Below are 24,816 nucleotides of genomic sequence, written 5' to 3' on the forward strand. Positions count from 1 at the left end.
CTCCCCGCCCGGGCGCCTCGCCCGGCCAGCAAGGGATGAGCCATGCAAAGGTGCGTGTTGTCACGCGACAACACGCACCATAAAAACACGCCGAAACTTGCAGTCGGTCTTCACTGACGGTTTCTGGCGTGTGCTATGCTAGAATTCATAAAGCGTCTACCGGCGCCCTTATAAAAGTTTCAAGCAAGCTTGAAGCAAAGTTTCAACCAAAAGTCCTTGAGCGGTTCCGCTCGCTTCTTTTCCCCCATCCTTTTCGTCGCACTCCTCCCCGACGGGTTCTCCGTATGCATCTTTCCGAGCTCAAGTCTCTGCACGTGTCCGAATTGATCGAGATGGCCAATGGCCTCGAGATCGAAAATGCGAACCGCCTGCGCAAGCAGGAACTCATGTTCGCGATTCTCAAAAAGCGCGCCAAGACGGGCGAAACGATCTTCGGTGACGGCACGCTCGAAGTGCTCCCCGACGGCTTCGGCTTCCTGCGCTCGCCAGAAACCTCGTATCTCGCCAGCACGGACGATATCTATATCAGCCCGTCGCAGATCCGCCGCTTCAACCTGCACACCGGCGACACGATCGAAGGTGAAGTGCGCACGCCGAAGGACGGCGAACGCTACTTCGCGCTCGTGAAGGTGGACAAGGTCAACGGCCAGCCGCCGGAGGCCTCGAAGCACAAGATCATGTTCGAGAACCTCACGCCGCTGCACCCGAACAAGGTGCTGCTGCTCGAGCGCGAAATGCGCGGTGAGGAGAACGTGACGGGCCGCATCATCGACATGATCGCGCCCATCGGCAAGGGTCAGCGCGGCCTGCTGGTCGCTTCGCCCAAATCCGGCAAGACCGTGATGCTCCAGCACATCGCGCACGCCATCAAACAGAACCACCCCGACGTGGTCCTGTTCGTGCTGCTGATCGACGAGCGCCCTGAAGAAGTGACTGAAATGCAGCGTTCGGTGGCAGGCGAAGTGATCGCCTCGACCTTCGACGAACCGGCTGCGCGTCACGTGCAGGTCGCCGAAATGGTGATCGAGAAGGCCAAGCGCCTCGTCGAAATGAAGCACGACGTCGTGATTCTGCTCGACTCGATCACGCGTCTCGCGCGCGCCTACAACACCGTTGTGCCCGCATCGGGCAAGGTGCTCACGGGCGGTGTGGACGCCAACGCGCTGCAACGTCCGAAGCGCTTCTTCGGCGCGGCACGCAATATCGAAGAAGGCGGCTCGCTCACCATCATCGGCACGGCGCTGATCGAAACCGGCAGCCGCATGGACGACGTGATCTACGAAGAGTTCAAGGGCACCGGCAACATGGAAGTGCACCTCGAGCGCCGTCTCGCGGAAAAGCGCGTCTACCCGTCGATCAACCTGAACAAGTCGGGCACGCGCCGCGAAGAGCTGCTGATCAAGCCGGACATCCTCCAGAAGATCTGGGTGCTGCGCAAGTTCATCCACGACATGGACGAAGTCGAGGCGATGGAATTCCTGCTCGACAAGATTCGCCAGACGAAGAACAACTCCGAGTTCTTCGACATGATGCGCCGCGGCGGCTAAAGCGCTCGCCCGCTCGAATCACCGCAAAACGCCCGCAACTTCGCGGGCGTTTTTCTTTTCCGGCAGCAAATCGTTGCGCGCCGCAACCTGTACGTGAACGTTCACGTTGAACTATAATGCGCCGCATGCCTTGATCGCCCGACGGCGAAAAAAGAGTTCCTATGCCCAAGGATTCCCCGGCGCTGCTCACGGTGCGCGACGCCGCCGAGCGCCTGCATGTCACGCCGCGCACGCTCAAGTATTACGAAGAGCGTGGGCTCGTCAGCCCTTCCCGCAGCGAAGGCCGCTACCGGCTCTACGACGAGCACGACCTCGAGCAGTTTTCGCGCATCCTGCGACTGCGCGCGCTCGGCTTCTCGCTGCACGGCATCACCGAAATGCTCAAGCGGCCGCTCGAGCAGGTCGGCGAAGGCCGCCGGCGCTATTCGCAGGAGTCGCTCCAGCAGATCGCCGACGCGCTCGCGCAGCAGATCGAGACGCTCGACACGCGTATCGCGGCCGTGCGCCGCGAGTTGAAGGAAGCGCAGACGGTGCGCGCGGAGCTTGCCGACGACCTCGACTACCTGCAGCGGCGCCTCGCGGGAGAGCCGTCCGACCAGCTGATCGAGCAGCGCCTCGCCGCTACGCGGCGCCGCAAGGCGGGCAAGCCGGCAGAGCCTGCGAGCAAAGCACGCGAGGACGACGAATCGGCATGAGCACGGCCCAGCCCCGCGAGCCGATCTTCAGCGCGGCGCGCCTGCGCGGCGACTTTTTCCCGTGGGTGCTCGCCCTCGCGACCGGGCTCGACTACTACGACAACGCGATCTTCTCGTTCTTCACGAGCCATATCGCGGGCGGCATCAACGCGTCGCCCGACGAACTCGTCTGGTCGTCGAGCGCCTACGCCGTGTGCGCCGTTCTGGGCATCCTGCAGCAGCAATGGTGGGTGGAGCGCATGGGCTACCGCCGCTACGTGGGCAGCTGCCTGCTGCTCTATGCCGCCGGCGCGATCGCGGCGGCACTGTGCGAATCGTCGATCGAGCTTGCCTTCGCGCGCGGCTTCCAGGGCTACTTCATCGGCCCGATGATGGGTACCTGCCGCATCCTCATCCAGATCAGCTTCACGCCGCAGCAGCGTCCCGTCGCGACGCGCGCGTTCCTCATTCTCATCGTGCTCTCCAGCGCGCTGGCGCCGCTCGTGGGCGGCCAGCTCGTCGCGCATTTCGACTGGCGCGCCCTGTTCGCGTTTTCCGCGCCCGCGGGCGTCCTCTATGCCGTGCTGGCCCTGCTCGCACTGCCCGATACGGGCCACTTGCTGCCCGAGGAGCGCGGCGAAGCACACTTCTGGCCGTACATCATCTTCGCGTTTGCGCAGGGCGCGCTGCAAATCGCCATGCAGCAGGTACGCTTCGAACTGTTCAGCGCGTCGCCGGAAATCATTCTGCTCACGCTCGTCGGGATCACGGCGCTCGCCTGGTTCGGCTGGCATCAGTGGCATCATCCCAAGCCGCTCATGCGCCTGCACGCGCTGCGCGAGAAGCCGTTCCAGGTGGGCCTGCTGCTCTACATGGTCTATTACTACCTGAGCACGGCACTCAGCTACCTGGTCTCGCGGCTGCTCGAAGGCGGTTTCAACTACCCCGTCGAAAACGCCGGCCGCCTCACCGGCGTCACGTCGCTCATCTCGGCCGGCGCACTCTTTTTCTATTTCCGCTACGCGAAGCGCATTACGCACAAGAAGTGGATCATCGTGCCTGGCTTCGTGCTCTCGGCGTTCATCTCGTTCTGGATGACACGGCTCACGCCGCAGGCAAGCGAAGCCTGGCTCATCCCGCCGCTGCTGCTGCGTGGCCTGCTGCTGCTCTTTATCGTGCTGCCCGTCGCCAATCTCACGTTCCGCATCTTCGCGATCGAAGAATTCACGCACGGTTATCGCTTGAAAAACATCGTCCGGCAGTTGACGATATCGTTCGCCACGGCCACGGTTATCATCGTCGAGCAGCACCGGCTCGCGCTGCACCGGACGCGGCTCGCCGAGTTCGTGAATCCGTTCAACCCGGCGTTCCAGAGCACCTACGCCGCGCTGACGCATTCGTTCGAGCTGATGGGCCGGTCCGCGAGCGAAGCGCACGGACTCGCCCTCGCGCAGGTGAGCCGCATGGTCGCGCAGCAGGCGAGCTTTCTGAGTTCGCTCGACGGGTTCTACTTCCTGATCGGCGTGGCCGTGTGCGGCGGGATCTTCGCCGCGTGGCAAAAGCAGATCGACTGAACGACATCCAGACGCACGGGAAACCATACCCAGCGATGCTTTCGAAACTCTCTCACTGGTTCGACGCGCGCCGCCGCGACAAGGCGCTGCGCACCTACGCGATCGACGACGCGCTTTGGCAGGCCACGCTCGCGGGCTTGCCCTTTCTCAAGCACCTCGACGCCGCCGACCTCGCGCGCCTGCGCGAGCTGACGAGCCTTTTCATCGCGCAAAAGGAGTTTTCCACAGCGCACGATCTAGAATTGACCGACCCGATGACCGTGGCGATCGCCGCGCAGGCGTCGCTGCCGGTGCTCAATCTTTCACTCGACCTCTACAAGGGTTGGGTGGGTGTGGTCGTCTATCCGGGCGAATTCGTGATCCGCAAGACCGTGGAGGACGAGGACGGCGTGGTCCACGAGGTGGAGCACGATGCGAGCGGCGAGGCGTGGGAAGGCGGCCCCGTGATCCTCTCGTGGGAAGACGCGCAGATGACCGATGGCAGCGACGCGTACAACGTCGTGATCCACGAGTTCGCGCACAAGATCGACATGCTCAACGGCGAGGCCGACGGCCATCCGCCCCTCTTTCGGCGCTGGCATGCCCCGCTCGACGCGCAGGCCTGGGCCGACGTGTTCGACAACGCCTACGATCAGTTCTGCGACAAGGTGGACGCCGTGCCGGAGCGCCGCTGGGCGCGCTTCGAGCGCGACTCGCTGATCGATCCCTATGCCACCGACCACCCCTCGGAGTTCTTCGCGGTGTGCAGCGAAGCCCTTTTCGTCAAGCCGAAGGCCTTCGAGGCTGAATATCCCGAGCTTTACCGGCTGCTCGCGCGCTATTACCGCCAGGACCCGGCGCGCGTGGGCGCCCTCACCGGCCAGCCGGCCTGAAGACCTGCCGCGCGGGAGCCTCAAAAATTCGCCAACCGGCTGATTATCTGGCATAATCGCGGTTTTTCGACCCTTGGGTAAGTGGCTCGCGCGAGCAAAGTCGGCAACATGGTGTTGCAGGCACGCGGGTTGGCTACCGCCAGATTTAAGGAATAACCATGAAAGAAGGCATTCACCCGAATTACCGCGAAGTCCTGTTCATCGACGTTTCGAACGACTTCAAGTTCGTGACCCGCTCGACCATCCAGACGCGCGAAACCGCCGAATTCAACGGCAAGACCTACCCGCTCGCCAAGATCGAAGTGTCGTCGGAATCGCATCCGTTCTACACGGGCACGCAAAAGATCATGGACACGGCAGGCCGTGTCGAGAAGTTCAACAAGAAGTTCGGCGCACGCGCCTCGGGCAAGGCCGGCAAGTAAGCACCTCGCCGCGCCGGCTTCTGGCCGGTCCCGCATTGAACGTGCACAAAAAGGGCAGCATACGCTGCCCTTTTTTGTTGCCTGCGCCACCGTTGCGCCGTCCGGGCGGCGAGGCGGGTGCGACTTACCGCCCCTTTTCGGATGTTTCCGTGGATTAACCCGCGGCTATCGCCGTGACGCGCGGTCGCCGGCCCGGCTAGAATGCCGGATTGCTCCGCGGCGCACGGCCGGGTGTCCCGTCTGTCGCGCATGCCCGCTTGACCTCCGCGTGTGAGCCACCCGCTCGAACACGCCCGGTTTATCCGTCTCCCTTCGTACTGCATGAAGCCAGCCATTCGACTGACCGCCTCCGCCACCAGCGCCCTGCCGCGCTGGCTGTTGCTGACCATCTGTATCGTCTTCGCGGCGTTCGGCCTCTTTGGCCGCGACCCGTGGAAAAACGAGGATGCGGCGGGCTTCGGGGTGATGTGGACGATGGCGGGCGGCACCTCGCACGACTGGCTGCTGCCCAATCTCGTCGGCAAGTACGTGACCGAAAACGGTCCGCTCGGCTACTGGCTGGGCGCCGCCTGCATCCGTCTCTTCGCGCCGTGGGTCGACGCCAGCAACGCGTCGCGCATCGCCACGGGCGTGCTGTTCTGTCTCGCATGCGCGTTCGTCTGGTACAGCGCGTATCTGCTCGGCCGCCGCCCCGAAGTGCAGCCGTTCAAGTACGCATTCGGCGGCGAGCCCGAGCCGCGCGACTACGGCCGCACCCTCGGCGACGGCGCCCTGCTCGTTCTGCTGGGCTGCGTCGGCCTCGCCGAGCGCGGCCACGAAACCACGCCGCAGCTCATGCAGTTCGTGGGCATCGCCATGCTGCTGTACGGCGTCGTGCGCGCCATCGACAAGCCGGTCCAGGGCGCCCTCTGGTGGGGCCTCGCGCTCGGCATCGTGATGCTGTCGAGCGGCCCCGTGCTCGTAGGCGCGCTCCTCATCGGCACGCTCGCCATGCTCGCCATCGCCCCCGAAACGCGCTCGCGCTGGCTGCTCGTGGCGGGCCTGCCCGTGGCGCTCGTGGTCTCGGCCTCATGGCCGCTGCTGGCGCTGCACCTGTATCCCGACGACGCCGTCTGGTTCCTCAACCAGTGGGCGCACACCAACGTCAACGCTTTCGCCGGGCCGCCTGGTTACGTGCTGCGCTACGCCGCCAAGAACCTGCCGCTCTTCACCTGGCCCGCGTGGCCCCTCGCGATCTGGGCCTTCGTGAGCTGGGCCGGACTGCGCCGCAAGCCGCACATCGCGATTCCGCTGTCGGTGATCGTGCCGCTGCTCATCCTCGTGGTCGTGCAGAGCCACGAATCGAACCGGCTCTTCATGCTCGTGCTGCCCGCGCTGGCGGTGCTCGCGACCTTCGCGCTGCCCACGCTCAAGCGCGGCGCGATCAACGCGATCGACTGGTTCGCGGTGCTGAGTTTCACGATTCTCAGCACCTTCGTGTGGCTCGTGTGGCTCGCGGGCATGACCGGTTTCCCGGCGCCGCTCGCGCGCAACCTCGCGCGCCTCGCGCCCGGTTTCGTACCGCAGTTCAAGATTCTTTCGTTCGTGTGCGCGGTGGCCGTCACCGTATGCTGGATGGTGCTCGTGCGCTGGCGCGTGGCGCGCCATCCGAAGGTGCTGTGGCGCAGCGTCGTACTCTCGAGCGGCGGCACCACGCTCATGTGGGTGCTGCTCATGACGCTGTGGCTGCCGGTCGTCAACTACAGCCGGACCTACAAGGACGTGGCCGAGCAGATCGCCGCGCACCTGCCCGCCGACTATCAGTGCATCTCGCCCGTCCGCCTCGGCGACGCGCAGATCGCCACCTTCGCGTACTTCGGCAGGATGCACTTCGCGTTCAACGAGGACTGCGACGTGATCCTGCGCCAGGACACGCAGGACTACGGCGAGCCGAGTTCGATGCCGGACTACGTATGGAAGCTCGTGTGGGAAGGCCGCCGCGCCGCCGACCGCGACGAGCGCTTCCGCCTGTACGTGCGCATCGACCGTCCGACGCCGCCGCTCAAGAAACATGTCTGGCGCAAGCGTCCGGACTGAGGCCGCGGTGACGACGACTTTCGCGGGCGACGTCCGGCGCATCGCCGCGCTCGCGTGGCCGGTGCTGGTCGGGCAGCTCGCGATCATCGCGTTCGGCGTGATCGACACTGCGATGGTCGGCCGCTACTCGGCGCTCGATCTCGCGGCGCTCGGACTGGGTTCGTCGATCTACATTTCGGTGTATATCGCCCTCACGGGCATTCTCAGCGCGCTGCAGCCCGTTGCGGCGCAGCTCTATGGCGCGCGCAAGGACACGGAAATCGGCCTCGAAGTGCGCCAGGCGTTCTGGCTCGCGCTCGTGCTGATGGTGATCGGCTTCGCGATCCTCTACTTTCCCGGCCCGCTGCTCGACCTCGCGCACGCGCCCGAGGCGCTGCGCGAGCGCACCGTCGGCTATCTGCAGCTGCTCTCGTTCGGGCTGCCCGCGGCGCTGGCCTTTCGCATCTACAGCTCGCTCGCCAATGCCGTGGGGCGCCCGCGCCTCGTGATGTTCCTGCAGGTCGGCGCGCTCGTGCTCAAGGTGCCGCTCAACACGTGGCTCATCTTCGGCGGCCTCGGCGTACCGGCGCTCGGCGGCCCGGGCTGCGCGCTCGCGAGCACCTCGATCAACTGGACGCTCGCCTTGTGCGCGGCCGTCGCGCTCACGCGAGTGGACGTGTTCGCGCCGTTCGAAATCTTCAGGCACTTCTGCTGGCCCGAGTGGAAACGCCAGGCCGAACTGCTCAAGCTCGGCATTCCGATGGGGCTTTCGTACCTCATCGAAGTGACGTCGTACACGTTCATGGCGATCTTCATCGCACGCATGGGCACGACCACGCTCGCCGGACATCAGATCGCCGGCAACATCGGTGCCGTGCTCTACATGACGCCGCTTTCGATCGGCGTGGCGACCTCGACGCTCGTCGCCCAGGCGCTGGGCGGCAATCGCCCGGCCGAAGCGCGCACGCTCGCGGGGCACGGCGTGGCGACGGCCGTGGCGATTGCCTGCTGCTACGGCGCGATCGTGTTCGTGCTGCGGCCGCTCATCATCGGCGGCTATACGCCGGACCCTGCCGTGGCGGTCGCGGCCATGCCGCTCGTCGCCATCGTCACCTGCTATCACGTGTTCGACGCCCTGCAGATCACCACGGCCTTCGCGTTGCGCGCCTACAAGGTCGCGATCGTGCCGACCATCATCTATGCGCTCGCGCTCTGGGGCGTGGGGCTGGGCGGCGGCTTCGCGCTCGGCTTCGACGTGACCGGCACGATGCCCGCCTGGGCGACGGGCGTGCGCGGGTTCTGGCTCGCCAACATGGCGAGCCTCCTGATTGCCGGTGCAGGACTCCTGTTTTATCTCTCACGGGTGAGCACGCGGTTTGCGCGGGAAAGTGCCTAGCCCGTTGGCAACGGAGATGCTAGGCGGTTAGTTGCAAACACAGATCACCCCGCATCGGCCTGCCGCGCCGCCTCCACGGTCTGCGCCGCGTGATACGACGAGCGGACCAGCGGCCCGGCCACGACCTCGCTAAATCCCATTGCCAGCCCCGCCGTGCGCAACGCGGCGAACGCGTCGGGATGCATGTAGCGCTTCACCGGCAGATGAAAGCGCGACGGCGCGAGATACTGCCCGATCGTCAGCACTTCTACGCGATGCGCGCGCAAGTCGCGCATCGTCGCGAGCAACTCCTCATCGGTTTCGCCCAGACCCACCATCAGCCCCGACTTCGTGACGAGCGCACCGTTGGCCGCTTTCGCGCGCGCAAGCAGGTCGAGCGAGCCGCGATAGTCCGCGCCCGGCCGCGCCGCGCGATACAGCGAGGGCACGGTCTCGATGTTGTGATTGAACACGTCGGGCCACGCGTGCGAAAGCGCCTCGAGCGCGCGCGCGATACGGCCGCGAAAATCGGGCGTCAGTACCTCGACGCCGATCCCCGGCACGCGCTCGCGTACCTGCGCGATGCAACGCGCGAAGTGCGTCGCGCCGCCGTCGCGCAAGTCGTCGCGATCGACCGAGGTGATGACGACGTGACGCAAGCCCAGCGCCGCGACCGCTGCCGCAAGGTGCGCGGGCTCGTCCTCGTCGAGCGGCGCGGGGCGCCCGTGAGCGACATCGCAGAACGGGCAGCGCCGCGTGCAAAGCCCGCCCATGATCATGAAGGTCGCGGTGCGCTGGGCAAAGCATTCGCCGATGTTCGGGCACATCGCTTCTTCGCACACCGAATGAAGCCGATGCTCGCGCAATACGGCCGCCACGCCCGCTACGGTCTCGCTCATGAGCGGACGCGCGCGCAGCCAGGGCGGCTTCGGCAAGACCGCGTCAGCGCCGGCAGGCGGCACGATCTTCACCGGAATCCGCGCAAGCTTCTCGCGGCTGCGCAGGCCCTCCTGACCCAGCGCCGTACTCGACGAATGGGGCGTTCGAGACGTGGCGACCTCCATGCTCAGGCTCCTTCGTCGAAAAAGGCCTTGAGCAGGCGATTGACCTCCTGCGCCGCCTCCATCTGCACCATGTGCCCCTTGCCCGCAATCACCTCCACGCGCACCTGCGACGGCAACCCCTGCGCATGGCGCGCCGGAATGATCTGGTCAGCCTCGCCCCAGATCACGAGCGCGCGCGGCGCGAGTGATGCTACGCGCTCGCGGAACACGCGCCGCTGCGCGCCGCCGTCGAACGCCTGCCCCGCAATCTTGCCGAGCGCAGCCTGCACGCCTTCGAGCCGCTTATACTTCACGAGGTCCTCGACGAGCTGGCGCGTGACCAGCGCGGGATCGGCGAACAGCTTCGTCACGTGCGGCTTGAGCGCATTGCGATTGCCCGCCACGACGAAGCCCTCGATATACGCCCCATCGATCTCGCTGCCAAGCCCCGCACTGGAGATCAGTGCAAGGGAAGCCACGCGCCCGGGCGCCTGTTCGGCCACCGCCATGGCCACCGCGCCGCCCAGCGAGTGCCCGACGAGATGCGCACGGTCGATCTTCTGCGCGTCGAGGAACGCGATCACGCTTTGCGCAAGCTCGTCGAGGCTCCCGCTCTCGAGCGCCTTGCCCGACTCGCCGTGACCCGGCAGATCGAGCGCCCAGACGGTGCGCTCTGCCGCGAGATCGGTGTGGTTGAAGAGCCAGTTGTTGAGATCGCCGCCGAAGCCGTGGATCAGCACGACAGGCACGCCCTCACCTTCGCCCTGCTTCAGGTAGCGCACGGTCCTGCCGCCAATCTGCGACTTTTCCGGCTGCGGTCCCGCGTCGGCGTCGCCCGCCTGCGCAGGCACGAAGTCGCGCTGAAACTCGGCCACCGCGGCATCGATATCCGCGTCGGCCGCTTCGGCATCGGCGACCACGCCCAACAGCGCGCCCACCGGCAGCGTGTCGCCCTCCTGCGCGATCTGCCGCCGCAACACGCCCTCGAACGCGCACTCGACGCCCGACGCGATCTTGTCGGACTCCACGTCGAGCAACTCATCGCCCTTGGTGACCTTGTCGCCGGGCGACTTGAGCCAGCCGTTCACCTGGCCCTGCTCCATCGACAGGCCCCATTTGGGCATCGTGATCATGTGAATCGGCATGACTTCAGCTCCTTGCTGCGCGTGCGGCTTCGGCGATCTTCTCCGCCGACGGGATGTAGAGGTCTTCGAGCGATGCCGCGAACGGCACCGGCGTATGCGGTGCGGTGACCATGCCGACGGGGGCCATCAGTTCCTTGAACGCCTTCTGGCCAACGAGTGCGGCAATATCGGTCGCGATCGAACAGCGCGGATTGGCTTCGTCCACGACCACGACCCGGCCCGTGCGGCGCGCGCTTTCGAGGATCGTTTCCTCGTCGAGCGGCGAGGTCGTGCGCAGGTCGATCACGTCCGCCTCGATGCCGTCTTTCGCGAGCTTCTGCGCCGCATCGAGCGCGTAGTGCACCATGCGTCCATACGTGACGATCGTGACGTCGTCGCCATCGCGCACGATGTTGGCCTCGCCGAACGGAATCGAATAGGATTCCTCCGGAACGTCGCCTTCCATCGTGTAGAGCAGCTTGTGCTCGCAGAAGATCACAGGGTCGTTGTCGCGAATCGCCTCGATCATGAGACCCTTGGCGTCATAGGGCGTGGCCGGGCACACGACCTTCAGCCCCGGAATATGCGTGAAGAGCGAGGTGAGCATCTGCGAGTGCTGCGCGGCCGCGCGCAAGCCTGCGCCATACATGGTGCGAATCACGACCGGCGTGACCGCCTTGCCGCCGAACATGTAGCGGAACTTCGCCGCCTGGTTGAAGATCTGGTCGAAGCACACGCCCATGAAATCGATGAACATCAGCTCCGCGACCGGCCGCATGCCGCACGCCGCGGCGCCCACTGCCGTGCCGATAAAGCCGCCTTCCGAGAGCGGCGTATCGAGCACGCGCCCGGGGAACTTGCCGTAAAGGCCCTTCGTCACGCCGAGCACGCCGCCCCACGCATCCTGCTCGCCAGGCGCGCCCGCGCCGCCCGCGTTGTCCTCGCCCATCACGATCACGCTCTCGTCGCGGCCCATCTCCTGGGCAAGCGCTTCGTTGATGGCCTGCGAATAGGTGATTTTCCGTGCCATTTCCGTCTCCTTGATCTGGAATCCTGATGACCTGAGTGCGCAGCGCTTAAGGGTACGACACGTACACGTCCGTGAGCAGCGCCTCGGGCGGCGGCAGCGGCGCGGCCTTGGCCTGCGTCACGGCATCGTCGATCAGCTGCATCACTTCGGCGTCCACCTTGCGCAGATCGTCGCTGCTCGCGAGTTCGGCGCGCACCACGCGCTCCTCGAAGCGCTTCAGACAGTCCTTTTCTTCGCGCAGCTTCTGCACCTCGCCAGGGGCGCGGTAGGTTTGCGCGTCGCCTTCGAAGTGGCCGAAATAGCGCGAGAGTTTCATTTCCACGAGCGTCGGGCCACCGCCGCTGCGTGCGCGTGCAATGGCTTCGCCCAGCGCCTCGTGCACGGCGAAAAAATCGAAGCCGTCGACGATCACGCCCGGCATGCCGAAGCCGTTCGCGCGGTCGGCGATGTTGTCGGCCGCGACCGACCACGTGGACGACGTCGCCTCGGCGTAGCCGTTGTTCTCCGCGACGAAGATCACCGGCAAGCGCCACACGGAGGCGAGATTCATCGACTCGAAGATCACGCCCTGGTTCGACGCGCCGTCACCGAAGAAGCACACGCCCACGCCGCCCGTCTTCTTCTGTTTGGCGGCGAGCGCGGCCCCGCACGTAAGCGGACCACCCGCGCCCACGATGCCGTTCGCGCCCAGCATGCCTTTCGACAGGTCGGCGATATGCATCGAGCCGCCCTTGCCACGGCACGAACCCGTGGCCCGGCCATAGATCTCGGCCATCATCTCGCGCACGTCCACGCCCTTGGCGATGCAGTGGCCGTGGCCGCGGTGCGTGGTGGCGACGTAGTCGGCATCGCTCAGATGGCTCATCGTGCCGACCGCGGAGGCCTCCTCGCCCGCGTACAGGTGCACGAAACCCGGAATATCGCCGGTCGCGAACTCGACGTGCAACCGTTCCTCGAACTCGCGAATCGTGCGCATCGAGCGATACGCGGTGAGCAACTGCTCCTTGTTCAACTGAACTGACATGGTTGTCTCCTGGGTGTATGACGCTCTACCGCTCTGGATAAAGCCCGCTGCGGGGAATGCCACTGCTCCTAATGAAAAGTGAAGCCGCCGTCGACGTTCACCGACTGGCCCGTGACGTTGTCCATCGTCGCGAAGAACAGGGCGAGCCGCCCCATGTCCTCAGGCGTTTGCGCGCGGCCCTGGGGGATCAGCGTGAGTTGATGGCGCTGCCAGGACTCTTCGACGCTCTCGCCTTCGGTCTTCCATTCGTCGGAGAGCCGGTCCCACATATACGTGCGCACGATGCCGGGGCAAATCGCGTTCACGGTGATGCCCTCGCGCGCGACTTCCTTGGCGAGCGCGTTGGTGAAGCCGACCACCGCAAATTTCGAGGCGCTGTAGTGCGCGAGATTCGGGAACCCTTCCTTGCCCGCGATCGACGCGACGTTGATGATCCGCCCGCGCTTTTGCGTACGGAAATGCGGCAACACGGCCTTGCAGCCGAGGAACACGCCTTTCGCGTTGACGCCCATTACGAAGTCCCAGTCCCGCTCCGTTAATTCGGATACCGGGCTAATGGAAATCACACCAGCGCAGTTCACGAGAATATCGAGGCCACCGAATTCCGAGAGCGCCTGCGAGACCATCCCTTCGAGCTGGACGGCCTGGGTGACGTCGACCTTGGCGAAGGCGGCGCGTCTGCCCAGAGCCCGTATCTCATCCGCAGTCGCGGCAAGCGGTTCTTCGAGCAGATCCGCAAGCAGCACGTCCGCGCCGGCCTGCGCGAGCGTGAGCGCAATGCCGCGGCCGATGCCGCGCGCGCCGCCGGTCACGATCGCGACCTGGCCTTTCAAGGGTGTGTCCATGCCAATGTCTCCTTGTTTCGGTTGAGCGTGGAGGAAGCAAGCCAGATCGCTACGCGCGCGCGGCGGCCTCGCGCAACAACTGATGCGACGCCGCGTAACGCAGCGTGCGCGCGACATCGACTGTCAGCGGACCGTGCCAGTCGAGCGTCACTTCATAGCGGTCGCCGCGCGCCGGTTCGATCTCACGCTCGCCGTCGAACGCGAGCGTGCCGTGGTCCGCTTCGAGCGGCAGCGCCACGCCGACTTCGAGGCGCTGGCAGGTGCGCATCGTCAGACGCTCGACCCGGCCCGGCGCAATCGGCGCGAGCAACGGCACGCCCGCGCCGCTGCCCTCAGGCGCGCCCGCCTGAGCGAACGTCATATGCAGGCCGTGTGCCGCGTCGCGCCCGACCGGCGCCCATGCCCCGCCGATCGACGAGAGACCGATACCGTCGGGCGGCGCAAAGGTCAGAAAAAGTGATTCGATATCCGAACTTTCCGAAATCGCACGCGCACCGATGAACGGCTGACGCGCCACGCAAATGTCGACCAACGCGATTTCCTCGCGCCCGCGCGACGGCCCTTCTACGCAGCGCGCGACGAGCCGCTTGTTGCGCGAGAGCGCCGACTCGGCCGGCACCGCGCCGGTCGCGACGAGCGCGCCCGCGAGGCCCGCCACGGTGGCCTCGCGCAGTTCGGGAAAGGCGTTGTTGGTGCCGGTAGAGAGCGCGAGCAGCGGCGTCGCGCAGCAATGCGCCGCGACGGCGCGATGGGTGCCGTCGCCGCCCAGCACCGCGATCAGCGCCACCTCCTCACGCACCATGTGAGCGACGCCGGCGTGCGTATCGGCAACGCTTTCGCTCACCGGCAGATCGACGAACACGACCTCGGGCCAGGGCTCGTGCGCGGCAATCGCCGCGTGCGTCTCGAGCGCGCGCAGGAGCAGCGCGGCCACGCCGGTGTTGTCGCGCAACGTCAGCACGCGCGCCACGCCGAGCGCGCCCAGGCCCGCGAGCAGGCGCACGACCATGTTCGCCTTCTCTGCCGTGGGAAAGACGGATGCATGCGAAGTGAGACGGCGGATGTCGCGACCCGACGCGGGGTTCGCGATCACGCCTACGGTCACGGGCGTCGTCACGGGTCTTGTCTCCTGTTGGCGTCGTACCGTAAATGGCCGTGCGCCGCTTTTGCCAGCAGACTCTGCAAGCGTCATGCCAATGACGTCGACGACGCGTCGCGTCCGCGCAGAAGGCCGCGTGGCGGGGTTGCGCGGCAAATACACGCCGTGGCGCCGGCACGCTCTGCGTCGCGCGCGGCGTCTCAGCCGTCGTCTCGGATGAGCGACGCACCGGTCGCACCATCAGCCGTCCGCATGAAGGAAAACGCGCACAGCCCCGCGTGGCCTGCCTGAGCGGCGACTGAACGCTCCCATCCGCCGCACCGAAATGCGAGACACGAGCCGCTGAGACGTTCGTCTCAGCCGTCTCGCATGCTGCGCTGCGGTGTGATCGCGCGCAAAGGATGTGCTACAAAAGACTCCCGCCGAACGCTTTCCGGTCCGACGTAACCCGACGTTATCCCGACGCTCACCGCGCGCCACCGTCTGGAACCGCTCATGCCCTACGCCCTTGCGTCTACCCGGCACGCCGAGCGCGTGCGTGGCGCCGTCGAAGGCCGGCTGCCCGCGCCGTCCGATTCGCCGCGCCTCGTCTCGTCGTGGCAGCGCTCGTTCGAGCGCTATCAGCTGGACCCCGGCTCCGTGATCGGCCCGCGCGTGCTGAGCGCCGCCGAGCTGCGCGAGATCCGCGATCGCGAGGAGTCCTTTCTGCGCGCCTCGGGCCAATGCCTCACGCGGCTGCACGATATGGTGCGCGAAGCCGATTACTGCGTGATGCTGACCGACGCGCACGGCGTGACCATCGACTACCGCCTCGACCGCGAGCGCCGCAACGACTTCAAGCACGCGGGGCTCTATATCGGCTCGTGCTGGTCCGAGAGCGAGGAAGGCACCTGCGGCATCGCGAACGTGCTCACCGATCTCGCGCCCATCACGGTGCACAAGACCGACCATTTCCGCGCCGCATTCACCACGCTCACGTGCAGCGCCGCGCCGATCTTCGCGCCGGGCGGCGAGCTGATCGGCGTACTCGATGCGTCGGCCGTGCAGTCGCCCGACAATCGCGAGAGCCAGCGCATCGTCAACCAGCTCGTGCGCCAGAGCGCCACGCTGATCGAAGACGGCTATTTCCTGCATCGCCTCGCGTCGTGCTGGATACTCTTCGGTCACCAGAATCGCAATTACGTGGAAGCGCAGCCCGAGCTGCTGATCGCCTTCGACGAGAACGGCAACGTGGTCGCCGCGAACCGGCGCGCGCGCGAATGCATGCCGTGCCTGGACGGCCCCCGTCATATCGACGAGATCTTCGATTCGTCGCACGTGCAGTTGCGCGACATCGGGCGCATCGAGACCATAGCGGCGCTGCGCCTGCGCGCGAACGGCTCGATGCTGCATGCGCGCATTCGCGCGCCGCTCGGGACGAGCGGTTACGGCGGACACAGCGTACGGAGCGGCCACAGCGGTGGCAGCGCGGCGCATGGCGCCATGCCGTTGCGGCGCGACGCCGCCGACGCGCACGAATACGATCGCAGCGCGCTCGGCCCTTTCCTGCGCAGCGCCGACGCGCGCGTGGCCGAGAACGCGCGCATTGCGCAGCGTGTGGCGGGCAAGCGCCTGCCGATCCTGCTGCTCGGCGAAACCGGCGCCGGCAAGGAAGTGTTCGCACGCGCCATTCACGACGCCAGCGCGCGACGCAATCGCCCATTCATCGCAGTGAATTGCGGGGCGCTGCCCGAGTCGCTGATCGAGAGCGAACTGTTCGGCTATGCGCCGGGCGCGTTCACGGGCGCGCGCCGCCACGGCGCGCGCGGCAAGATCGCAATGGCCGACGGCGGCACGCTCTTTCTCGACGAGATCGGCGACATGCCGCTCGCGCTGCAGACCCGCCTGTTGCGCGTGCTGGCCGAGGGCGAAGTCCTGCCGCTCGGGAGCGAAACGCCGGTGCGCGTCGACATCGACGTGGTCTGCGCAACGCACCGGGACCTCGCGCAGATGGCCAGCGCGGGCGCATTCCGCGACGATCTTTACTATCGTTTGAGCGGCGCGGTGCTCACGCTGCCGCCGCTGCGCGAGCGGCGCGACATCGCGATGCTCATCGACACGGTCTTCGCGGAAGAAGCGCAGACCGCTGGCCGCCCGCTCGCGCTCGACGCCACGCTCGCGGCGCGGCTTGCGACGTTCGCGTGGCCCGGCAACCTGCGGCAGCTGCGCAATGCGATGCGCTACGCATGCGCCGTATGCGACACCGTGCGGGTCGAAGCGCGGCACCTGAGCGCCGACCTCGCGGCGCGCCTGCCGGAACTCGCAGCGCCCGCCGCGTCCCGCTGCCCAGCCGGCATTCCGCCAACGTCGCCGCTCTCGGACGAAGACGAGCGCGCACGCATCGTCGCGGCGCTCACGGCGCACCGCTGGCGTCCAAACGCCGCCGCGCAGGCGCTAGGCATCTCGCGCGCGACGCTCTACCGGCGCATGGCGAAGCTCGCCATCGTCGGGCCTCATCGCGTTTGAGCCGGATTGCGCCGACAACCCCGCGTTTCGCGTCGCCAGATTGCACAGAAGTATTAAATATTGTGCGGCGCGATTTACTTGCCACACATCGACCGGTATAAATCGAGCGCTCGCGATCCACGGATACGCCATCTGGCCTATTCTTGTACCGCAGCCCCCTCCGCTGGATGCGTCGTCCGTTCCCGGCTAACTGAAATGCCCTCAATGGAGTGATTGCCATGCTCAAGAAGCTGCTGATGCTGTTCCTCGCCATCGGCCTGTCGCTGTCCACCGTGCTCGCCTCAGCCGTGGAAGTGAACACCGCCGACGAAACCGCGCTCGAATCGGTCAAGGGCATCGGCCCCGCCCACGCCAAGGCGATCATCGACGAACGCACGAAGAACGGCCCGTTCAAGGACGCCGACGACCTCGCGAGCCGCGTCAAGGGCATTGGCCCGAAGTCGGTGCAGAACCTCGAGGCGGCGGGGCTCACGATCAACGGCTCCTCGGCGCCGCCGGCGGGCAAGGCGGCTAGCGCGAAGAGCGGCAAGAGCGCCGCTGCCACGAGCGCCGCGCCCGCTGCGACCACGGCCAATCCGATGACGGCGCAGACGCCGGCGGCCGCGACCACGGCGCAAGCCGCCTCGGAGACGGCCGCGGGCAAGTCGAAGCACAAGAGCAAGAAGGACAAGGCAGCCGCGGCTGCAAGCGCGCCCGAAGCGGGCTCCGCAGCGGCTGCGCCGGCCACGGCATCCGATACGAAGGCGAAAAAGCCCAGGAAGTCGAAGAAGGACAAGGCCGCTTCCGCCGCGGCCGCTTCCGGCGCCTGATTGCCGCCATCGTCCGGCGCGCGCAAGCCGGGCACCGGACCTCGAAAACGCGGCGCCGCCATCGCGTGCGCCGTCCGACTTACCGGCCGCGTCTCCCGACGCGGCCATCACTCAGAGAGATCGTCATGAGTCTGCTAGATACCCTCGGTTCCCTGCTCGGTTCGCAGTCGCAACAGCAAGGCGGCGGCCAGGCCCAGCTCCTCGCCGCGGCGATGGAGTTCGTCAACAACCAGCCCGGCGGGCTGAACGGCCTTATCGAGAAGTTCCAGCAAGGCGGCCTCGGCGACATCGTGCAGTCGTGGGTCGGCAACGGCGAGAACCAGCCTGTTTCGGCGGATCAACTGCACAACGTGCTTGGCTCGGACGTCGTCTCGGGTCTCGCCCAGAAGGTCGGCATGCAGCCCGACCAGGTGAGCGGGCTGCTCGCCCAGGTGCTGCCGCACGTGGTCAACGCAGGCACGCCGACTGGCGAAGTGCCGCAAGGCGGCCAGATCAACGCCGAGAGCGTGCTCGGCACGCTCGGCGGGCTTGCGTCGCTGTTCGGCGGCGGCAACAAGCAGGCATAAGCGCTTCGTTGCGGGAATGAAAAAAGGGCAGCGGATCACTCCGCTGCCCTTTTCGTTTCGGCTTAGCGCGCGCCTGCCGGCACGTGTCTCAGCCGAGGCTTGCTGCTAGCCTTAGTGCACCACGCGCTCGAACACGAACTTGCCGTCGTGCACGCCGACCGGAATCACATCCTTCGGTCCGAACTTGCCCGCGAGGATCAGCTTGGCGACCGGGTTCTCGATCTCCTGCTGAATCGCGCGCTTGAGCGGCCGTGCACCGAACAGCGGGTCGTAACCGACTTTGGCGATCTGGCCCAGCGCCTCGTCCGACACCATGAGTTCCATGTCGAGCTTCTCCAGACGCTCGCGCAGACGCTGCAGCTGGATCTTCGCAATCGACTCGATATTCGAGCGATCGAGCGCATGGAACACCACGACCTCGTCGATCCGGTTCAGGAACTCGGGGCGGAACTGCTGCTTCACTTCGTTCCACACGGCGTCCTTCACCGCTTCCTGCGGCTCGCCCGCCATCGCCTGAATGAGGTGCGAACCGAGGTTCGACGTCATCACGATCACGGTGTTCTTGAAGTCGACGGTGCGGCCCTGACCATCGGTCATGCGGCCGTCGTCGAGCACCTGCAGCAGCACGTTGAACACGTCCGGGTGCGCCTTTTCGACTTCGTCGAGGAGGATCACGCTATACGGCTTGCGACGCACGGCCTCGGTCAGATAGCCGCCCTCTTCGTAGCCCACGTATCCCGGCGGCGCACCGATCAAACGCGCCACGCTGTGCTTCTCCATGAACTCGCTCATGTCGATGCGGATGAGGTGATCTTCCGAATCGAACAGGAAGCCCGCCAGCGCCTTGCACAGCTCGGTCTTGCCCACACCCGTCGGCCCGAGGAACAGGAACGAGCCGTACGGCCGGTTCGGGTCCGAGAGACCGGCGCGCGAGCGGCGAATCGCATCGGCAACGGCGGTAATGGCCTCGTCCTGGCCCACCACGCGCTCGTGCAGCTTCTCTTCGATCTGCAGCAGCTTTTCGCGCTCGCCCTGCATCATGCGCGAAACGGGAATGCCAGTCGAACGCGACACGACCTCCGCGATTTCCTCAGCGCCCACGAGCGTGCGCAGCAGGCGCAAACGCGTGGGGTTGTTCTGCTCGTTCGCCTCGGCGAGCGTCACCTGCTTGAGTTGCGCTTCGAGTTCCGGCAACTTGCCGTACTGCAATTCCGCCACCTTCTCGAGCTTGCCTTCGCGCTGGAAGCGATTGATCTCCGCGCGCACGCGGTCGATCTCTTCCTTGATCTGCGCGCCGCCCTGCACCGCAGCCTTCTCGGTGGTCCAGATCTCTTCGAGGTCCTTATATTCGAGGCTCAGCCGGTCGATCTCTTCCTCGATCAGCTGCAGACGCTTTTGCGACGCTTCGTCCTTCTCCTTCTTGACGGCCTCGCGCTCGATCTTTAGCTGGATCAAGCGGCGATCGAGCTTGTCCATTGCTTCGGGCTTCGAATCGATTTCCATCTTGATCTTCGAAGCCGCTTCGTCGATCAGGTCGATGGCCTTGTCGGGCAGGAAACGGTCGGTGATGTAGCGATGCGACAGCTCCGCCGCCGCGACGATCGCCGGGTCGGTGATTTCCACGCCGTGATGCAGCTCGTACTTCTCCTTCAGGCCGCGCAGGATCGCGATGGTCGCCTCGACCGACGGTTCATCGACGAGCACTTTCTGGAAGCGTCGTTCGAGCGCGGCGTCCTTTTCGATGTATTTGCGATATTCGTCGAGCGTGGTCGCGCCGATGCAGTGCAACTCGCCCCGCGACAGCGCCGGCTTGAGCATGTTGCCCGCGTCCAGCGCGCCTTCGGCCTTGCCCGCGCCGACCATCGTGTGAATTTCGTCGATGAAGACGATGGTCTGGCCTTCGTCCTTGGCGATGTCGTTGAGCACGGCCTTCAGGCGCTCCTCGAACTCGCCGCGATATTTCGCGCCGGCGAGCAGTGCGGCCATGTCGAGCGAGAGCACCCGCTTGCCCTTGAGCGTCTCGGGCACTTCGCCGTTGACGATGCGCTGCGCGAGGCCTTCGACGATGGCCGTCTTGCCCACGCCCGGTTCGCCGATCAGCACCGGATTGTTCTTGGTGCGGCGTTGCAGGATCTGTATCGAGCGGCGGATTTCGTCGTCGCGGCCGATCACGGGGTCGAGCTTGCCCGAGCGCGCGCGCTCGGTCAGGTCGACGGTGTACTTCTTGAGCGCTTCACGCTGGCTCTCGGCGTCCTGGCTGTGCACCTGCGCGCCGCCGCGCACCGCGACGATCGCGGCTTCGAGCGCCTTGCGCGTCAAGCCGTGCTGGCGCGCGAGACGACCCGCTTCGCCTTTGTCTTCGGAAACGGCGAGCAGGAACATCTCGCTCGCGATATACGTGTCGTTGAGCTTCTGCGCTTCCTTGTCGGCCTGATTGAGCAGGCCCGTGAGCTCGCGGCCGATCTGCACGTTGCCGTCGGTGCCCCGCACCTGCGGCAAGCGGTTGATGGCGTCGTTCAGCGTGTTCTGCAGCGCCTGGACCTGCACGCCCGCGCGCGACATGAGCGAGCGCGCGGAGCCGTCCTGCTGCGCGACGAGCGCAGCCAGCAGGTGAACGGGTTCGATGTACTGGTTGTCGTGGCCCACCGCGAGGCTTTGCGCGTCGGCGATGGCTTCCTGGAACTTGGTGGTGAGTTTGTCGATTCTCATTTGATGCGAGACCTCCAGATTTCTAGACTGTCACCAAATTTGAGGGGGGACGCGCCGGTTTCAAGCGCTCTGGCGTCATTTTTTCCGATTTTGGGGATTCAGGCGCGAGGCAGCGCGCCGCGGCACGAAAGAGAAGAAAAAAAAACGAAGATGACGCTGACGCGCCCTTCAATGCTCGCGCGAAGGCGCGAGTCGAGCCGCCTGCGCGTGCGGCACGAACTGGATCGGCGCGAGGCCAAGCAGCCCGGTCAGTTCGCCTGCCGGCTGCGCCAGCTCGCCGATGGTATGGCGGTCGAGTTCCGCGAGAAACGCATCGCGCGCCGCGGCCAGTGCGTGCTTGAGCCGGCACTGCGGCTCGATGACGCACCTACGCCGGTCGCCATGCTCGTCCGGAAAGCAGCCGACGAGCGCAAAGTCGCTCTCGGTCTCACGGACCACTGCGCCAACGCTCAGATCGAGCGAAGCCGGCGCGAGCCGCAAGCCCCCATTGCGCCCGCGAACAGTGTCGACCCAGCCAAGCTCGCCAAGGCGCTGCACGACTTTCATCAGATGATTCTTCGACACGCCGTAGGCGTCCGAAATCTCCTGGATCGTGGCCAGGCTGTCGCGACGCAGCGCGAGATACAGCATCACGCGCAACGAATAGTCGGTGTAGTCGGTCAGTCTCATGGCGGTCGCAATGACAGAGGTGGTGCGGGTGACAGAAACCCATACAATAACATGCAGGTAGCATGCAGGTTTTGCCTGGACTGGGTATGATTGGCACTTCGATGGACGCTTCGCAGTGCCTGGCAGCTTGCATGCGGCCCGTTGCCGCATCGGGCCGGCGCCCCGCCGCCGACTACACCCCAGGCACTCCAGGTATCACCCAGGCCCCAAATGACTCGCCCCGACACCCGCCCCGCCGCCGCGCTGCACGCCCAGCCAACTCAAGAGAACATCCGTGAACTCGTCTACGCGTTCTACGACCGCGTGCGCGGCGACGTCATGCTCGGCCCGGTGTTCGACGGCGTGCTCGCCGGGCGCTGGGACGAACATCTGCCCAAGATGTGCCGCTTCTGGTCGAGCCTCGTGCTCGGCACCAAAAGCTACCGCGGCAATGTGCAGCAGGCGCACGATCCGGTGCCGGGCGTCGAACCGCAGCATTTCAGCCGCTGGCTCTATCTTTTCCTCGACACGGTTCAGGCCCGCTACGAGCCCGCTGCGGCCGTGCAGTTCATGGAACCCGCGCTGCGTATTGCGCAAAGCCTGCAACTGAGCCGCTTTGGCTGGGATTACACGATTCCGCCTGAGCAACAGGCGCTTCTCGATCGCGTAGCGCCGCGCAGGCGCCCCGCCGGGCACGGCCACGACTTGCCCACGCGCCCGACCGGCGAGCCGTTTCCGGCCCGTTTCGTTGGCCGCCAGATGGATGTCGACGAGAGAACGCCGGCAGAGTGAGCACCTCTGCTTTCGGCGAGGTGCCGGTATAGGCGGTTAGTTGCGTTAGACAGGGGCGCGGGTGAGCTGAGTCCGTCCCTTCATCCCGGCGGACGAGCACCTAGCCGGATTCCCGCGAAGCATTCCCCGAGGCCACGCCCCAGCGCGCCAGCGCCGTATCGTCACTCTCGCGGGCATCGACCCAGCGCGCGCCCTGCTCCGTCTCTTCCTTCTTCCAGAACGGCGCCTCGGTCTTGAGGTAGTCCATGACGAACTCGCAGGACGCGAACGCGTCGCCGCGATGCTTCGAGGTGGTCGCAACCAGCACGATCTGGTCGAGCGGCGCGAGCTTGCCCACCCTGTGCACGATCAGCACCTCGATGCCCGTCCAGCGCCGCTGCGCCTGCCCGACGATCGCCTCCAGCGCCTTCTCGGTCATGCCCGGGTAGTGCTCGAGTTCGAGCGAGGCGATCGTGCTGCCGTCGTTCAGATCGCGCACCGTGCCGACGAAGCAGGCCACCGCGCCGATCGCCGGATTGCGCGCGCGCAGCTGCGCCACCTCGCTAGTGAGGTCGAAATCTTCCGTTTGTACGCGCACGGGCATCGTGAGTCTCCTGTTGCGCTCAGCCGCCCGTCACCGGCGGGAAAAACGCCACTTCGCAGCCCTCGGTGATACGCGTGCGCGGATCCGTCATCACGTGATTGCAGGCCATGCGCAGCGCGCGGCCTTCCGCCAGCGTCTCGGCCCACACACCGCCGCGCGCACGCAGCCAGCCGCGCACGTCGCCGACCGTCGCGATGCCGTCCGGCAGCGTGACCGTTTCGTCCGCGACGCCCAGCGCCTCGCGCACACTCGCAAAAAATTTCAACTGGATCTTCATCGCTCGAGGCTTTTCAGTACAGCAATTCGGTGAACGGAATAAAGCGCACGGTCTCGCCGGCGCTGATCGCATGATTGGGTGGATTGTCGATGAGACCGTCGCCCCAGACCGTGGAGGTGAGGACCGCCGAGCTCTGGTTCGAGAACAGGTCGAGACCGCCAGCCGGGTTCACGCGCGCTCGCAGGAATTCGTTGCGGCGGTCGCTCTTCGCCTGGGTAAAGTCGGCGCGCAGCGAGAGCGCGCGCGGGCTCACCTGCGTCGCGCCCGCGAGTCGCAACAGGAACGGGCGCACGAACAACAGAAAGGTGACGAAACTCGACACTGGGTTGCCCGGCAGCCCGATGAAAAACGCCACGCCGGCTTCCGCGTCCGCCGCCCCCTGCACCCGACGCACCGCGCCGAACGCGAGCGGCTTGCCCGGCTTCATGGCGATCTGCCACAGGTTGATGCGGCCTTCGGCCTCGACGGCGGGCCTCACGTGATCCTCCTCGCCGACCGAGACCCCGCCCGAGGTAAGGATGAGGTCGTGGGCGGCGGCCGCCTCGCGCAGCGTTGCGCGCGTGACGTCGAGTTGATCCGGCACGATGCCGTAGTCGGTGACTTCGCAGCCGAGGTTGCGCAAGAGGCCCGTGAGCGTGAAGCGGTTCGAATTGTAGATCGCGCCGGGCTTGAGCGGCTCGCCGGGCATCGTCAGTTCGTCGCCGGTGAAGAACACCGCGACCTTCACGCGGCGCACAACGGTGAGCGTGGCGCACCCAACCGACGCCGCGAGCCCGAGCGCCGCCGGCGTGAGGCGTGTGCCCGCCGGCAGGATCACGGTGTTCTTGCGGATATCGGCGCCCTGCGCCGTGATCCATTCGCCCGCCTTGGGCGCGTGCAGAAAGGTGACGGCGCCTTGCGCGGCCTCGGTCTGCTCCTGCATCACCACGGCGTCCGCGCCCGGCGGCACCGTCGCGCCGGTGAAGATACGCGCGGCCGTACCCGCCGCGAGCGGTTGTGGCGCATGGCCCGCGGGAATGCGCTGCGAAACCGGCAGATGGCGGCTGCCTTGCGCGAGATCGGCCACGCATACCGCGTAGCCGTCCATTGCGCTCGTATGCATCGGCGGCACGTCGAGCGGCGAGACGACGTCCGCGGCGAGCACACGGTTCAACGCGTCGAACGTCGAAATCGTTTCGGTGCCGTCGAGCGGCTTCGCCGCAGCAAGCAGCTCGGCAAGGGCGTCGGCGGTGGAGAGCATCGG

Annotated in this window: 22 protein-coding genes; 11 read left to right on the plus strand and 11 right to left on the minus strand. The window is 66.2% G+C overall.

All coding sequences use genetic code 11. The features are described 5' to 3' along the window. The first annotated feature begins 284 nt into the window (after positions 1-284). The 7 genes from rho (at position 285) to M3A49_RS12135 (ending at position 8,540) form a co-directional block, all read left to right on the plus strand. The gene (gene rho, locus M3A49_RS12105; protein ID WP_027818379.1) at positions 285-1,547 is read left to right on the plus strand and encodes a transcription termination factor Rho; all 1,263 of its coding nucleotides are present in this window, start codon (positions 285-287) and stop codon (positions 1,545-1,547) included. Positions 1,548-1,708: 161 nt separating this feature from the next. Continuing rightward, positions 1,709-2,242, plus strand: a complete 534-nt coding sequence (locus M3A49_RS12110) for a MerR family transcriptional regulator (protein WP_266228899.1) — start codon at positions 1,709-1,711, stop codon at positions 2,240-2,242. After that, positions 2,239-3,795, plus strand: coding sequence for an MFS transporter (locus tag M3A49_RS12115; RefSeq protein ID WP_266228900.1), 1,557 nt, complete (start codon positions 2,239-2,241; stop codon positions 3,793-3,795). The genes M3A49_RS12110 and M3A49_RS12115 overlap by 4 nt, the downstream gene beginning before the upstream one ends. 35 nt (positions 3,796-3,830) lie before the next feature. Next, positions 3,831-4,667, plus strand: a complete 837-nt coding sequence (locus M3A49_RS12120) for a M90 family metallopeptidase (RefSeq protein WP_266228901.1) — start codon at positions 3,831-3,833, stop codon at positions 4,665-4,667. A 158-nt stretch (positions 4,668-4,825) separates the two neighbouring features. Continuing rightward, on the plus strand, positions 4,826-5,089 hold the full coding sequence (locus M3A49_RS12125; protein ID WP_133184305.1) for a type B 50S ribosomal protein L31: 264 nt from the start codon (positions 4,826-4,828) through the stop codon (positions 5,087-5,089). A gap of 321 nt (positions 5,090-5,410) precedes the next feature. After that, positions 5,411-7,165 carry an ArnT family glycosyltransferase gene (locus M3A49_RS12130; protein ID WP_266228902.1) on the plus strand — a complete coding sequence of 585 codons (1,755 nt, stop codon included), beginning with the start codon at positions 5,411-5,413 and terminating at the stop codon, positions 7,163-7,165. 7 nt (positions 7,166-7,172) lie between these two features. Further along, entirely contained in the window at positions 7,173-8,540 is a 1,368-nt protein-coding gene (locus M3A49_RS12135; protein WP_266228903.1) for an MATE family efflux transporter, read from the plus strand. 44 nt (positions 8,541-8,584) lie between these two features. Here M3A49_RS12135 and lipA read toward each other — a convergent pair whose 3' ends face one another. The 6 genes from lipA to M3A49_RS12165 form a co-directional block, all read right to left on the minus strand. Further along, positions 8,585-9,583, minus strand: coding sequence for a lipoyl synthase (lipA, locus tag M3A49_RS12140; RefSeq protein ID WP_266228904.1), 999 nt, complete (start codon positions 9,581-9,583; stop codon positions 8,585-8,587). A 2-nt stretch (positions 9,584-9,585) separates the two neighbouring features. Beyond that, positions 9,586-10,707: an acetoin dehydrogenase dihydrolipoyllysine-residue acetyltransferase subunit gene (locus M3A49_RS12145; protein ID WP_266228905.1), complete on the minus strand. Its 1,122-nt coding sequence runs from the start codon at positions 10,705-10,707 to the stop codon at positions 9,586-9,588. Between the two features lie 4 nt (positions 10,708-10,711). Continuing rightward, entirely contained in the window at positions 10,712-11,716 is a 1,005-nt protein-coding gene (locus tag M3A49_RS12150; protein ID WP_266228906.1) for an alpha-ketoacid dehydrogenase subunit beta, read from the minus strand. A 46-nt stretch (positions 11,717-11,762) separates the two neighbouring features. Then, positions 11,763-12,740: a thiamine pyrophosphate-dependent dehydrogenase E1 component subunit alpha gene (locus M3A49_RS12155; RefSeq protein WP_266228907.1), complete on the minus strand. Its 978-nt coding sequence runs from the start codon at positions 12,738-12,740 to the stop codon at positions 11,763-11,765. Positions 12,741-12,808: 68 nt separating this feature from the next. Beyond that, the gene (locus M3A49_RS12160) at positions 12,809-13,585 is read right to left on the minus strand and encodes an SDR family NAD(P)-dependent oxidoreductase (protein ID WP_266228908.1); all 777 of its coding nucleotides are present in this window, start codon (positions 13,583-13,585) and stop codon (positions 12,809-12,811) included. A 49-nt stretch (positions 13,586-13,634) separates the two neighbouring features. Further along, the gene (locus tag M3A49_RS12165; RefSeq protein WP_266228909.1) at positions 13,635-14,702 is read right to left on the minus strand and encodes an ATP-NAD kinase family protein; all 1,068 of its coding nucleotides are present in this window, start codon (positions 14,700-14,702) and stop codon (positions 13,635-13,637) included. Between the two features lie 477 nt (positions 14,703-15,179). Between M3A49_RS12165 and M3A49_RS12170 the strand changes: the two genes are divergently transcribed. The 3 genes from M3A49_RS12170 (at position 15,180) to M3A49_RS12180 (ending at position 18,564) form a co-directional block, all read left to right on the plus strand. After that, complete coding sequence (locus M3A49_RS12170) at positions 15,180-17,189, plus strand: sigma-54-dependent Fis family transcriptional regulator (protein ID WP_266228910.1); 2,010 nt, start codon at positions 15,180-15,182, stop codon at positions 17,187-17,189. Positions 17,190-17,407: 218 nt separating this feature from the next. Continuing rightward, positions 17,408-17,998 carry a ComEA family DNA-binding protein gene (locus tag M3A49_RS12175; protein WP_266228911.1) on the plus strand — a complete coding sequence of 197 codons (591 nt, stop codon included), beginning with the start codon at positions 17,408-17,410 and terminating at the stop codon, positions 17,996-17,998. Between the two features lie 125 nt (positions 17,999-18,123). Further along, entirely contained in the window at positions 18,124-18,564 is a 441-nt protein-coding gene (locus tag M3A49_RS12180) for a YidB family protein (protein WP_266228912.1), read from the plus strand. Between the two features lie 111 nt (positions 18,565-18,675). On the opposite strand, the gene clpB is transcribed toward M3A49_RS12180, so the two are convergent. After that, positions 18,676-21,273 (minus strand): ATP-dependent chaperone ClpB, encoded by a 2,598-nt coding sequence (clpB, locus tag M3A49_RS12185; RefSeq protein ID WP_266228913.1) that lies wholly within the window; start codon positions 21,271-21,273, stop codon positions 18,676-18,678. A gap of 168 nt (positions 21,274-21,441) precedes the next feature. Beyond that, positions 21,442-21,942: an Rrf2 family transcriptional regulator gene (locus tag M3A49_RS12190; RefSeq protein WP_266228914.1), complete on the minus strand. Its 501-nt coding sequence runs from the start codon at positions 21,940-21,942 to the stop codon at positions 21,442-21,444. 210 nt (positions 21,943-22,152) lie between these two features. Here M3A49_RS12190 and M3A49_RS12195 point away from each other — a divergent pair, with 210 nt between their 5' ends. Then, positions 22,153-22,713 (plus strand): group III truncated hemoglobin, encoded by a 561-nt coding sequence (locus M3A49_RS12195; RefSeq protein WP_266228915.1) that lies wholly within the window; start codon positions 22,153-22,155, stop codon positions 22,711-22,713. Positions 22,714-22,813: 100 nt separating this feature from the next. Here M3A49_RS12195 and M3A49_RS12200 read toward each other — a convergent pair whose 3' ends face one another. The 3 genes from M3A49_RS12200 to glp are packed head-to-tail and all read right to left on the minus strand — an operon-like array spanning position 22,814 to position 24,813. After that, positions 22,814-23,296, minus strand: a complete 483-nt coding sequence (locus M3A49_RS12200) for a molybdenum cofactor biosynthesis protein MoaE (RefSeq protein WP_266228916.1) — start codon at positions 23,294-23,296, stop codon at positions 22,814-22,816. A gap of 19 nt (positions 23,297-23,315) precedes the next feature. Continuing rightward, positions 23,316-23,573 carry a molybdopterin converting factor subunit 1 gene (gene moaD / locus M3A49_RS12205; protein ID WP_254314079.1) on the minus strand — a complete coding sequence of 86 codons (258 nt, stop codon included), beginning with the start codon at positions 23,571-23,573 and terminating at the stop codon, positions 23,316-23,318. A gap of 13 nt (positions 23,574-23,586) precedes the next feature. After that, positions 23,587-24,813, minus strand: a complete 1,227-nt coding sequence (glp, locus tag M3A49_RS12210; RefSeq protein ID WP_416338953.1) for a gephyrin-like molybdotransferase Glp — start codon at positions 24,811-24,813, stop codon at positions 23,587-23,589. Positions 24,814-24,816: the final 3 nt, after the last annotated feature.

The organism is Paraburkholderia sp. CNPSo 3076 (assembly GCF_026343935.1).
Lineage (GTDB): Bacteria > Pseudomonadota > Gammaproteobacteria > Burkholderiales > Burkholderiaceae > Paraburkholderia > Paraburkholderia nodosa.